Source organism: Poseidonocella sp. HB161398 (assembly GCF_005870025.1).
In the GTDB taxonomy this organism is placed as follows: Bacteria; Pseudomonadota; Alphaproteobacteria; order Rhodobacterales; family Rhodobacteraceae; genus Mangrovicoccus.
In genome coordinates this window covers 1-13,299 of the sequence record NZ_VATA01000041.1, presented here as the reverse complement: position 1 = coordinate 13,299, position 13,299 = coordinate 1, and the positions used below count along the sequence as shown (strand labels likewise).

Genomic DNA, 13,299 nt, shown 5'->3' with positions numbered 1-13,299 from the left:
CATGGCAAAGCTCGGTAAGCGTACCAAAGCCGCCCGCGAAGCCTTCGTCGGCAAGGAAAACCTCTCGGTCGAGGAAGCTGTCACCCTGATCAAGGGCGCCGCCTCCGCGAAATTCGACGAGACCCTCGAGATCGCGATGAACCTGGGCGTCGACCCGCGCCACGCAGACCAGATGGTCCGCGGCGTGGTCACCCTTCCGAACGGCACCGGCAAGACCGTGCGCGTCGCCGTCTTCGCCCGTGGCGCCAAGGCTGACGAAGCCAAGGCCGCAGGCGCGGACATCGTCGGCGCGGAAGAGCTGATGGAAACCATCCAGGGCGGCACGATCGAGTTCGATCGCTGCATCGCGACCCCGGACATGATGCCGATCGTCGGCCGCCTGGGCAAGATCCTCGGCCCGCGCAACCTGATGCCGAACCCGAAAGTCGGCACCGTGACCATGGACGTGGCTCAGGCCGTGGCGAATGCCAAGGGCGGTGAAGTCCAGTTCAAGGTCGAGAAGGCAGGCGTCATCCATGCCGGTATCGGCAAGTGCTCCTTCGACGACGGCAAGCTGGCCGAGAACGTCCGCGCCTTCGTGGAAGCGGTCTCGCGCGCCAAGCCGTCGGGTGCCAAGGGTGCCTACCTGACGAAGATCTCGCTCAGCTCCACCATGGGCCCGGGCGTGTCGGTCGACGTCGACAGCGCAGCCTCGGCCTCCTGAGGCCCGGTCGCGGCCTTCGGGACCGACGGACTGCAGAAATCGGAACGCGCCCCCAGGGGCGCGTTTCCGCGTTCATGGGGGCGGCCCGGCCGCGCCGGAATGCCCGTCCCGGCAAGCGTCCGGCGGGGCCGTTTCATTTTCCCTCTTCCCTTCCGCGGGAATCGGGTCTACAGAACCGGCTCCTGTCCGGAACGAGTCGCTTGCTCCGGGCAGTCTGTCCGAGACGGAGGGTGCGTCGAGGGAAGCCGCCAGGGGCTGACCGAAGGCGCTTAATTTCCTTCCCGAGATGGGGATCGAGACATTTTCTCTGGGAGCAGGCAGCGACCTGCTCTTTGGCGATCTAGGCTCGGGACCCTCTACGGACCCGAACGTCGGGCCCAGCCCGGCAGACATGAGCCGAGGGGGCAACCCCTCAAACTTGGAGCAAAACTGTGGATAGAGCCCAGAAAGAGAAAGTGGTCGAGGAACTCGGCCAGATCTTCGAAAGCTCTGGCGTCGTGGTGGTTGCACACTACGCGGGTCTCACGGTTGCCGAGATGCAGGATCTGCGGGCGCGCATGCGCGATGCCGGCGGATTCGTGCGCGTTGCCAAGAACCGGCTCGCCAAGATCGCCCTCCAGGGCCACCCGGCGGAAGCCATGGGTGACCTCCTGACGGGCATGACCGTGCTGTCCTATTCCGAGGATCCTGTGGCTGCGGCCAAGGCTGCCGAGGACTACGCCAAGGGGAACGAAAAGTTCCAGATCCTTGGCGGTGCAATGGGCGACACGGTGCTGGACCGGAACGGTGTGAAGACCGTGTCCCAGATGCCGTCGCGCGAGGAGCTCATCGCTTCCATCGTCGGCTGCATTGGTGCACCTGCTTCGAACATCGCCGGTGCCATTGGCACGCCTGCAAGCAACATCGCAAGCATCCTTTCGACAATCGAGGAGCGCGGCGAGGCCGCGTGACATGGGAACCGCGTGGGGTTGGAACACTTCGCGTTGGAACACATCTAGATATACGGAACCAGAGAAATGGCTGATCTGAAAGCACTCGCCGAGCAAATCGTCAACCTGACCCTGCTCGAAGCACAAGAACTGAAAACCATCCTGAAAGACGAGTACGGCATCGAGCCCGCAGCGGGCGGCGCCGTCATGGTCGCAGGTCCGGCCGGCGATGCCGGCGCAGCGGCTGCCGAAGAGCAGACCGAATTCGACGTGATCCTGAAATCGGCTGGCGCCGAGAAGATCAAGGTCATCAAAGAAGTCCGCGGCATCACCGGCCTGGGCCTCAAGGAAGCGAAAGAGCTGGTCGAAGCCGGCGGCAAAGCCGTCAAAGAAGGCGTCGACAAAGCCGAAGCAGAAGACATCAAGGCGAAGCTGGAAGCAGTCGGCGCCGAGATCGAACTCAAGTAATCACGTACGCGGATGTCGCGTACCTGATTGCACTATTCGGTGGCTGGATCCGGATTTTTTCCGGGTCCAGCTATCCGCGTCTTGGAGAGGGGCCTTTTCTGCGGCTCCTCTCCAGGGTGCGGACCGGTCGAGCGGCTCCCTTTGGGACGGGAGCCAGGAATGGACCGATCCCCCTGATTTCATCGGCGCGCTGCCGGCCACCCCACCGGGCCGCGCGTTGGCGAAACACGAAAGGTGACGACGCGCATGGCTCAGTCCTTCCTCGGCCAGAAACGACTCCGCAAATATTACGGTCGCATCCGTGAAGTTCTCGAGATGCCGAACCTCATCGAGGTTCAGAAAAGTTCTTACGAATTGTTCCTGAAATCGGGCGATGCCCCTCAGCCGCTGGACGGCGAAGGCATCATGGGCGTGTTCCAGTCGGTCTTCCCGATCAAGGATTTCAACGAGACCGCCGTCCTGGAATTCGTCAAGTACGAGCTGGAAAAGCCCAAATACGACGTCGAGGAGTGCATGCAGCGCGACATGACCTTCAGCGCGCCGCTGAAAGTCACGCTCCGCCTGATCGTGTTCGATATCGACGAAGACACCGGCGCCAAGTCGGTGAAGGACATCAAGGAGCAGGACGTGTTCATGGGCGACATGCCGCTCATGACGCCGAACGGCACCTTCATCGTCAACGGCACCGAGCGCGTGATCGTGTCCCAGATGCACCGCTCGCCGGGCGTGTTCTTCGATCATGACAAGGGCAAGACCCATTCCTCGGGCAAGCTGCTCTTCGCCTGCCGGATCATCCCCTACCGCGGCTCCTGGCTGGACTTCGAGTTCGACGCCAAGGACATCGTGTTCGCGCGCATCGACCGCCGCCGGAAGCTTCCGGTGACGACGCTGCTCTATGCGCTCGGCCTCGACCAGGAAGGCATCTGCGACGCCTATTACGACACGGTGAACTTCCGTCTCGACGGCTCGCGCGGCTGGGTGACGAAGTTCTTCCCCGAGCGCGTCCGCGGCACCCGTCCGACCTACGACCTCGTGGATGCCGCCTCCGGCGAGATCATCTGCGAAGCCGGCCAGAAGATGACCCCGCGCAAGGTCAAGCAGCTTCTGGACGAAGGCTCCGTGACCGAACTGCTGGTCCCCTTCGACCACATCATCGGCCGCTACGTCGCCAAGGACATCATCAACGAGGAAAACGGCGCGATCTACGTCGAGGCCGGCGACGAGCTGACCTGGGAACTCGACAAGGGCGGCGAGATCTCCGGCGGGTCGCTGAAGGCCCTGCTCGATGCGGGCGTGACCGAGATCCCGGTGCTCGACATCGACAACATCAATGTCGGCCCGTACATCCGCAACACCATGGCGACCGACAAGAACATGAACCGCGACTCCGCGCTCATGGACATCTACCGCGTCATGCGTCCGGGCGAGCCGCCCACCGTCGAGGCCGCCTCGACCCTGTTCGACAGCCTGTTCTTCGACAGCGAGCGCTACGACCTCTCGGCCGTCGGCCGGGTGAAGATGAACATGCGCCTGGCGCTCGATGCCGCCGACACGCAGCGCACGCTGCGCAAGGAAGACATCATCGCCTGCATCAAGGCGCTGGTCGAGCTGCGCGACGGCAAGGGCGAAGTCGATGACATCGACCACCTCGGCAACCGCCGCGTCCGCTCTGTCGGCGAGCTGATGGAGAACCAGTACCGCGTCGGCCTGCTGCGGATGGAGCGCGCCATCAAGGAGCGCATGTCCTCCGTCGAGATCGACACGGTCATGCCGCAGGACCTGATCAACGCCAAGCCCGCGGCTGCCGCCGTGCGCGAGTTCTTCGGCTCCTCGCAGCTCTCGCAGTTCATGGACCAGACGAACCCGCTGTCGGAAGTCACGCACAAGCGGCGCCTCTCGGCGCTCGGGCCGGGCGGCCTGACGCGCGAGCGCGCGGGCTTCGAGGTCCGCGACGTCCACACGACCCACTATGGCCGGATGTGCCCGATCGAAACGCCGGAAGGCCCGAACATCGGTCTCATCAACTCGCTGGCGACCTTCGCCCGCGTGAACAAGTACGGCTTCATCGAGACCCCCTACCGGGTGGTGAAGGACGCGACGGTGACCGACGAGGTCCACTACATGTCCGCCACCGAGGAACAGCGCCACGTCATCGCCCAGGCGAACGCGTCGCTGGACGAGGGCGGCCGCCTCACCAACGAGATGGTCAACACCCGCCAGTCGGGCGACTACACGCTGAACCCGCGCGAAAGCGTCGACCTGATCGACGTGTCGCCGAAGCAGCTGGTCTCGGTCGCGGCCTCGCTGATCCCGTTCCTGGAAAACGACGACGCCAACCGCGCCCTCATGGGCTCGAACATGCAGCGCCAGGCGGTTCCGCTCCTGCAGGCCACCGCGCCTCTGGTCGGCACCGGCATCGAGCAGGTCGTCGCCCGTGACTCCGGCGCGGCGATCATGGCCAAGCGCGGCGGGATCATCGACCAGGTCGACGCGACCCGGATCGTGGTCCGCGCCACCGAAGATCTCGAGCTCGGCGATGCCGGCGTCGACATCTACCGGATGCGCAAGTTCCAGCGTTCGAACCAGAACACCTGCATCAACCAGCGTCCGCAGGTGAAGGTGGGCGATCTGGTGACCAAGGGCGAGGTCATCGCCGACGGCCCGTCGACCGACATGGGGGAACTGGCGCTCGGCAAGAACGTCATCGTCGCCTTCATGCCCTGGAACGGCTACAACTACGAGGACTCCATCCTCATCTCCGAGCGCATCGTGCGTGACGACGTCTTCACCTCGATCCATATCGAGGAATTCGAAGTCGCCGCCCGCGACACGAAGCTCGGGCCGGAGGAGATCACCCGCGACATCCCGAACGTCGGCGAGGAAGCCCTGCGCAACCTCGACGAGGCGGGCATCGTCTATATCGGCGCAGAAGTCGGTCCGGGCGACATCCTCGTGGGCAAGATCACGCCGAAGGGCGAAAGCCCGATGACGCCGGAAGAAAAGCTCCTGCGCGCCATCTTCGGCGAGAAGGCCTCGGACGTGCGCGACACCTCGCTGCGCCTGCCCCCGGGCGATTACGGCACCATCGTCGAGGTCCGGGTGTTCAACCGCCACGGCGTCGACAAGGACGAGCGCGCGATCCAGATCGAGCGCGAAGAGGTGGAACGCCTCAGCCGCGACCGCGACGACGAGCTGATCATCCTGGAGCGCAACATCTACGCGCGCCTCAAGGACATGATCCTCGGCAAGCCCGCGGTGAAGGGTCCGAAGGGCATCCGCCCGGGCACCGAGATCACCGAAGAGGTCCTTTCCGGCCTGAGCCGCGGCCAGTGGTGGCAGCTCGCGCTCGAGAACGAAGCCGAAGCGCAGATGATCGAGGCGCTCAACGCCCAGTACGAAGCGCAGAAGCGCGCGCTTGACGCCCGCTTCGAGGACAAGGTGGAGAAAGTCCGCCGCGGCGACGACCTGCCGCCGGGCGTGATGAAGATGGTCAAGGTCTTCGTCGCGGTGAAGCGCAAGCTCCAGCCCGGGGACAAGATGGCCGGCCGTCACGGCAACAAGGGCGTCATCTCCCGCGTTGTGCCGATGGAGGACATGCCGTTCCTCGAGGACGGGACCCCGGTCGACTTCGTGCTGAACCCGCTGGGCGTGCCTTCGCGGATGAACGTCGGGCAGATCCTGGAAACCCACATGGGCTGGGCATCGCGCGGCCTGGGCATCCAGATCGACGAAGCCCTGCAGGCCTACAAGCATACCGGCGACCTCACCCCGGTCCGCGACGCCATGAAGTTCGTCTATGGCGACGAGATCTGGGAAGAGGGCATTGCCGGCATGGACGAGGGCCAGCTTCTCGAAGCGGCGGGCAATGTCACCGGCGGCGTTCCGATCGCGACTCCGGTCTTCGACGGCGCTAAAGAGCATGACATCAACGACGCGCTGACCAAGGCGGGCTTCAACACCTCCGGCCAGAGCCGTCTGTTCGACGGCCGCACCGGCGAGGAGTTCGCGCGCAAGGTCACTGTCGGCGTGAAGTACCTGCTCAAGCTGCACCACCTCGTGGACGACAAGATCCACGCGCGCTCGACCGGCCCGTACTCGCTCGTCACCCAGCAGCCGCTGGGCGGCAAGGCGCAGTTCGGCGGCCAGCGTTTCGGGGAGATGGAGGTCTGGGCACTCGAAGCCTACGGCGCCGCCTACACCCTGCAGGAAATGCTGACGGTGAAGTCGGACGACGTGGCGGGCCGGACCAAGGTCTACGAAAGCATCGTCAAGGGCGAGGACAACTTCGAGGCCGGCGTGCCGGAATCGTTCAACGTTCTCGTCAAGGAGGTCCGGGGTCTGGGCCTCAACATGGAACTCCTGGACGCGGAGGGATCGGAGTAACGGCGCCAGCCGCCTGGCGGGCCTGCGGGCCCGCCGCTCCCCTCTCCGTGCAATTTCAAGGATAGCCCAATGAACCAGGAACTCGTGAACAACCCGTTCAATCCCCTGACCCCGCCGAAGCAGTTCGACGAGATCAAGGTGTCCCTCGCCTCCCCCGAACGGATCCTGTCGTGGTCCTATGGCGAGATCAAGAAGCCCGAGACGATCAACTACCGCACGTTCAAGCCGGAACGCGACGGCCTGTTCTGCGCGCGCATCTTCGGTCCGATCAAGGACTACGAATGCCTCTGCGGCAAGTACAAGCGCATGAAGTACCGCGGCGTCGTCTGCGAAAAGTGCGGCGTCGAGGTTACCCTGCAGAAAGTGCGCCGCGAGCGCATGGGCCATATCGAGCTGGCATCGCCGGTCGCGCATATCTGGTTCCTGAAGTCCCTGCCCTCCCGCATCGGCCTCATGCTCGACATGACGCTGCGCGACCTGGAGCGGATCCTCTATTTCGAGCAGTACGTGGTCATCGAGCCGGGTCTGACTGACCTGACCCAGGGCCAGATGCTGTCCGAAGAAGAGTACATGGACGCGCAGGATGCCTACGGCACCGACGCCTTCACCGCCAATATCGGCGCCGAGGCGATCCGCGAGATGCTCTCCATGATCGACCTCGAAGCCGAGGCCGAGCAGCTGCGCGCCGACCTCGCCGAGGCCACCGGCGAGCTGAAGCCGAAGAAGATCATCAAGCGCCTGAAGATCGTCGAGTCCTTCATCGAATCCGGCAACCGCCCGGAATGGATGATCATGACCGTGATCCCGGTCATCCCGCCGGAACTGCGTCCGCTGGTTCCGCTGGATGGCGGCCGCTTCGCGACGTCGGACCTCAACGACCTGTACCGCCGCGTGATCAACCGGAACAACCGCCTCAAGCGGCTGATCGAGCTGCGCGCGCCGGACATCATCATCCGCAACGAAAAGCGGATGCTGCAGGAGTCGGTCGACGCCCTCTTCGACAACGGCCGCCGCGGCCGCGTCATCACCGGCGCCAACAAGCGTCCGCTGAAGTCGCTGTCGGACATGCTGAAAGGCAAGCAGGGCCGCTTCCGCCAGAACCTTCTGGGCAAGCGGGTCGACTTCTCCGGCCGTTCGGTGATCGTGACCGGTCCCGAGCTGAAGCTGCAGCAATGCGGCCTGCCGAAGAAGATGGCGCTGGAGCTCTTCAAGCCCTTCATCTACTCGCGCCTCGAGGCCAAGGGCCTGTCGAGCACCGTGAAGCAGGCGAAGAAGCTGGTCGAGAAAGAGCGTCCCGAAGTCTGGGACATCCTTGACGAGGTGATCCGCGAGCACCCGGTGATGCTGAACCGCGCACCGACGCTGCACCGTCTGGGCATCCAGGCCTTCGAGCCGGTCCTGATCGAAGGCAAGGCGATCCAGCTGCACCCGCTGGTCTGCTCCGCGTTCAACGCCGACTTCGACGGCGACCAGATGGCCGTGCACGTGCCGCTGAGCCTCGAGGCCCAGCTGGAAGCGCGCGTCCTGATGATGTCGACGAACAACGTCCTGTCGCCCGCCAACGGCGCGCCGATCATCGTTCCGTCGCAGGACATGATCCTGGGTCTCTACTACGTGACCCTGGAGCGGAAGGGCATGGTCGGCGAGGGCATGGTCTTCGCCAACATGGAAGAGGTCGAGCATGCTCTGGCCTCCGGCGCCGTCCACCTGCACGCCTCCGTCACCGCACGGGTCAAGCAGATCGACGAGAACGGCCTGGAGATCATCAAGCGCTACCAGACCACGCCGGGCCGCCTGAAGGTCGGCGCGCTCCTGCCGCTGAACGCCAAGGCGCCCTTCGAGCTGGTCAACCGCCTGCTCAAGAAAGGCGAAGTGCAGCAGGTCATCGACACCGTCTACCGCTATTGCGGCCAGAAGGAGTCGGTCATCTTCTGCGACCAGATCATGACGCTGGGCTTCCGCGAGGCCTTCAAGGCCGGCATCTCCTTCGGCAAGGACGACATGGTGATCCCCGACAACAAGTGGGAGATCGTCAATGGCGTGCGCGACCAGGTCAAGGAGTTCGAGCAGCAGTACATGGACGGCCTGATCACCCAGGGCGAAAAGTACAACAAGGTGGTCGACGCCTGGTCGAAGTGCAACGACAAGGTGACGGACGCCATGATGGCGACCATCAAGAAGCTGCCGATCAACGAGGACGGGTCCGAGGGCGAGCCGAACTCGGTCTACATGATGTCCGACTCGAAGGCGCGGGGCTCCGTGACCCAGATGAAGCAGCTGGGCGGGATGCGCGGCCTGATGAACAAGCCGAATGGCGAGATCATCGAGACGCCGATCATCTCGAACTTCAAGGAAGGCCTCACCGTTCTCGAGTACTTCAACTCGACCCACGGCGCCCGGAAGGGCCTGTCGGATACCGCTCTGAAGACGGCGAACTCGGGCTACCTGACCCGCCGTCTGGTGGACGTGGCGCAGGACTGCATCGTCCGCCAGGACGATTGCGGCGGCTCGCGCTCGATCACCGCGCAGGCGGCGGTCAATGACGGCGAAGTGGTTTCCTCGCTCAGCGAGCGCATCCTGGGCCGTGTCGCGGCCGAGGACGTGTTCCGCCCGGGCACCGAGGAGCTGCTGGTCGCGGAGAACGAGCTGATCGACGAGCGCAAGGCCGACCTGATCGAGACCGCGCGCGTCCAGACCATGCAGATCCGCTCGCCGCTGACCTGCGACACCGAGGATGGCGTCTGCGCCAAGTGCTACGGCCGTGACCTGGCCCGCGGCACGCCGGTCAATATCGGCGAGGCTGTCGGCATCATCGCGGCCCAGTCGATCGGCGAACCCGGCACCCAGCTGACGATGCGGACCTTCCACATCGGCGGCGTGGCGCAGGGCGGCGGCCAGCAGTCCTTCCAGGAATCCAGCCAGTCCGGCCGGGTCGAACTTCGCAACCCGAACCTGATGACGGCGGCGAATGGCGACATCCTGGTCATGGGCCGGAACCTCGTCCTCGCCATCATCGGCGAGACCGGCGAGGATCTGGTGACCCACAAGGTCGGCTACGGCTCCAAGCTCTGGGTCAAGGACGGCCAGGAGATCAAGCGCGGCGAACGTCTCTTCGAATGGGACCCCTTCACCCTGCCGATGATCGCCGAAGCCGCGGGCAAGGTGAAATTCGTCGATCTGACCGCGGGCATCTCGGTGCGCGAGGATGTCGACGATGCCACCGGCATGTCGCAGAAGATCGTGATGGACTGGCGCACCGCGCCGAAGGGCAACGAGCTCAAGCCCGAGATCATCATCGTCGGCGAAGACGGCGAGCCGATGCGCAACGAGCAGGGCCGACCGATCACCTACCCGATGTCGGTCGACGCGATCCTCTCGCTGGAGGACGGCACCGAGGTGCAGCCGGGCGACATCGTCGCGCGGATCCCGCGCGAGGGCGGCGGCACCAAGGACATCACCGGCGGTCTGCCGCGGGTGGCGGAACTGTTCGAGGCACGGCGTCCGAAGGACCATGCGATCATCGCGGAGCTGGACGGCTACGTGAAGTTCGGCCGCGACTACAAGAACAAGCGCCGCATCACGATCGATCCGGTCGACGAGACGATGGAACCGGTCGAGTACATGGTGCCGAAGGGCAAGCACATCCCGGTGGCCGAGGGCGACTTCGTCCAGAAGGGCGACTACATCCTCGACGGCAACCCTGCCCCGCATGACATCCTGCGGATCATGGGCATCGAGGCGCTGGCCGACTACATGATCGACGAGGTGCAGGCGGTCTACCGGCTGCAGGGCGTGAAGATCAACGACAAGCACATCGAGGTGATCGTCCGCCAGATGCTGCAGAAGTGGGAGATCCTCGACTCGGGTGACACCACGCTGCTGAAGGGCGAGCATGTCGACAAGGTCGAGTTCGACGAGGCCAATGCCAAGGCGGAGTCGAAGGGCGGCCGCGCGGCCTCCGGCGAGCCGATCCTGCTCGGGATCACCAAGGCGTCGCTGCAGACCCGCTCCTTCATCTCGGCGGCCTCCTTCCAGGAGACCACCCGCGTCCTCACCGAGGCCTCGGTGCAGGGCAAGCGCGACAAGCTTGTCGGCCTGAAGGAGAACGTCATCGTCGGTCGGCTGATCCCGGCGGGCACGGGCGGTGCGACCCAGCGGATCCGCCGGATCGCCTCCGACCGCGACCAGACGGTGATCGAGGCACGCCAGGAAGAGGCGGAAGCCGCCCTGGCGCTGGCCGCGCCGGAAGCCGACGACATGTCGGGCGGCTTCGACCAGGTGCTGGGCGACGACATCTTCGGCGGTGCCGAGGATAGCGGTCTCGTCGACCTGCCGGAGCGCGGCGAGGACTGATCCCGCCGCGTCCCCCTCTGCAAACTCAGGAAACCCCCGCCTTTGCGGGGGTTTTCCTTTATTGAACCCTCGCTTGCGGGATGCATGGCAGCACAGCGCGCCGCCCCGTCTCCGCAAGCCGGCCTTGTTGCAGCCCCCTCCGATCAGCGGGAGTCACGGCGTGCCACTGGCGGGTTAGCCCCCCCTCCACGACGAAGCCACGGCCTGCCCTAACGCGCGAGGACCCGGAAATCCTGCAATGACGGCCGCATTCGGCGCGTTTCGCTGCTTGTCTGGCTGGACCGGGCCATGGCCCGAAGGAGGAGCGCCCAAGGCGTCCGCCGCACTTCTCCGAATAATGAGGATCAGCCGACGGTCCGGAGGACTCCGAACCGGTCCGCGCCAGCGGCGAGTCTTCCGGGGGAGGCGCCGAGGGCCGGACGGGCGGCACCCTGCCCGATGAATACCCTCCAGCTCTGACGGGTTGGAGCCCCCCATCCGGCAGCGCTGCGCCAAGCCGGGGCGGAGTGACGGTCACCGTCAAGCCGGCGTGTCGTTCATGGAGAAACTTGCCATGGCGGCAGCCGGTCTGGCCAGGACTGTCCTTCGGCTGCACGGAGCAGATGCCGAAGGCAGGGTCGTTGCGACGAGGTTCGGGCCCCGGAGCCCCTTCCTGCGGTTCATGTCCCGGATCACGCCCTGCAATATCGCGCCCCGCAAGATCGCGATGGGCCCGCGCGAGCTCGCATCGCCGGGCCCGGGAGCTGTCGGCTTCGGTCAGTGACCTGCGCCTGATCCGGCCGGCATGCGTGACGCCTTCCGTCAAGCGCCAGAGCGCGGCGGTTTCCGTAGAAATCCGGGAGGCCTTTCCGCCGCGGGCGGATGCGAATGACGCCCGAGCCATTGCCGAGGCCGCCGCGGGACCGCCGATACGGACCGAGCCAGTGAGGGCGGGGTCAGGACTGCCTCAGGACGCGGGCGCAGCAGGCGCTTGCCATGCCCTTGCGCAGCCGTGACCTGCGGGTCCCGCACGGACCCCGGCTGGTACAGGCGTTGCGGGCCCGCTTGGCCAGGCAGGGTGCCGTCGCGCCGGGCGGACGCAGGGAAGGGCGGGGCAAGTCAGCGCCGGGACCGGGGTCCGGAGCCCGCCGGTCCGGAAGGGCCTCCATCCGGGCAACTCCATGCCAGCCGGCGGCAGGACAAGGCCGCGCACCAGGGCCCTGCGCATGTCTGCAGCCGGCCACTGCCCCGCGGGACATGGCAATCATCCCGGCACGCACATGCCTCATGGCGCAGGTGCTCCTCGGCCCGGCTGCCATAGCCGCGCCAGCGGCCCGGGTGGCAAGGGCGACGCGCCAGGCGGCCGGACTGGTCTCCGGCTTCCTCGAGATGGCAGACTGACTGGCCGGCGCCCGACGTCTCCACGCTCAGCCGGTGCCAGAGCGAAACGGGGCCGCGGAAGCCCGTCGAATGATCAGCATCCAGGTGTCGTCCCGCGAGGCTCCCGGCCCTCTGAACCCGGCGGTCCCCTCTCGGGCAGCGGACAGCACAGGCCTCCAGGTCCCCGGTGAATGAAGAGGAAGCGTAGCGCCGGTGGCGCCGCGAAAGCCCGGGCTGCGTGGCCGCCAAGACGCCCTGTATGCAGCGCCGCCGCCAGCACCGCAAAATCCATCTGGCCACGGATACCGCGACAGGCGTCATCCGGGCGGTGGAGTTCACGTCCAGCCGCGAGGGCGATAGCCCGAATCTGCCGGAACTCCCCGGCCAGCTCCCGGAGGGCGGAGAGATCGGCCGCGGCGATTGCACTTTCGACCCCAGCCGGGGCCATGCCGCGATTCAGGCGCGGAGGCACAGGGGTCATTCCTGTCCGCAGGAGCGGCCCGGACTGCCCTGCTGCGCTCGCGCGGAACACCATCCTGCCGGCTACCCGGCGCCTCGGCCGCGTGCGCCGGACTTCCGTGGTGCCACTGGCGCCGCGGTTCCGGCTCACTCTGGAAACGATGGTCCGGCTATCATGTCCGCGGCCGGATCGAGGCCGGGATGAGGGCCCTCAAGTCGTCCGGCGAGCGGATCGTCTCGAGGGATCCCGACCGCCAAACCGCCGGATCATGCCCCATCGAGTTGTTCAGGCGGCCCGCACGCGGCCGGGGGAACGGCGGCAGTCATCGCCTTTCTTCGGGTCAGGTTCGGGTTGCGAAGCCTGGAACCGGCACGGAGTTGACGATGGCCGAAGAGAGAACGGCGCTGCTCGAACTGATTGACCAGCGCGCCGATGGCGATCTCCTGCGCTAGATGCCGGCCTATGCCGCCGAACGCATCATGGAATTCGACCGTGAAGCGGCGCTGTTGCGCAAATCAGCTGATGATCGCACTTCCCCTTTCCCCGGAGACGCTTATCCTGCGGCCACAGTCATCGGGATACCGATTGCTGTAAAGCGGTTGAGGAATGAGCGGCAAGCGCCACTGGTCCGAGCGCAGCCGCGA

6 protein-coding genes and 1 pseudogene are annotated in these 13,299 nt (G+C 65.7%); all 7 read left to right on the top strand.

Features of this window, described 5'->3' with window-relative positions:
• Nucleotide 1: 1 nt before the first annotated feature.
• Nucleotides 2-703: a 50S ribosomal protein L1 gene (gene rplA / locus FGX59_RS24930; RefSeq protein ID WP_138469845.1), complete on the top strand. Its 702-nt coding sequence runs from the start codon at nt 2-4 to the stop codon at nt 701-703.
• Between the two features lie 431 nt (nt 704-1,134).
• Complete coding sequence (gene rplJ, locus FGX59_RS24925) at nt 1,135-1,653, top strand: 50S ribosomal protein L10 (RefSeq protein WP_138469844.1); 519 nt, start codon at nt 1,135-1,137, stop codon at nt 1,651-1,653.
• 66 nt (nt 1,654-1,719) lie between these two features.
• Nucleotides 1,720-2,100, top strand: a complete 381-nt coding sequence (gene rplL / locus FGX59_RS24920; RefSeq protein ID WP_138469843.1) for a 50S ribosomal protein L7/L12 — start codon at nt 1,720-1,722, stop codon at nt 2,098-2,100.
• A 246-nt stretch (nt 2,101-2,346) separates the two neighbouring features.
• Complete coding sequence (gene rpoB, locus FGX59_RS24915) at nt 2,347-6,483, top strand: DNA-directed RNA polymerase subunit beta (RefSeq protein WP_138469842.1); 4,137 nt, start codon at nt 2,347-2,349, stop codon at nt 6,481-6,483.
• Between the two features lie 69 nt (nt 6,484-6,552).
• Entirely contained in the window at nt 6,553-10,836 is a 4,284-nt protein-coding gene (gene rpoC, locus FGX59_RS24910; RefSeq protein ID WP_138469841.1) for a DNA-directed RNA polymerase subunit beta', read from the top strand.
• A gap of 1,260 nt (nt 10,837-12,096) precedes the next feature.
• A pseudogene (locus FGX59_RS39800) lies at nt 12,097-12,918 on the top strand (transposase); the annotation flags it as partial.
• A gap of 189 nt (nt 12,919-13,107) precedes the next feature.
• The coding region (locus tag FGX59_RS38190; protein WP_206078429.1) for a hypothetical protein at nt 13,108-13,299 on the top strand (192 nt) is incomplete at its 3' end.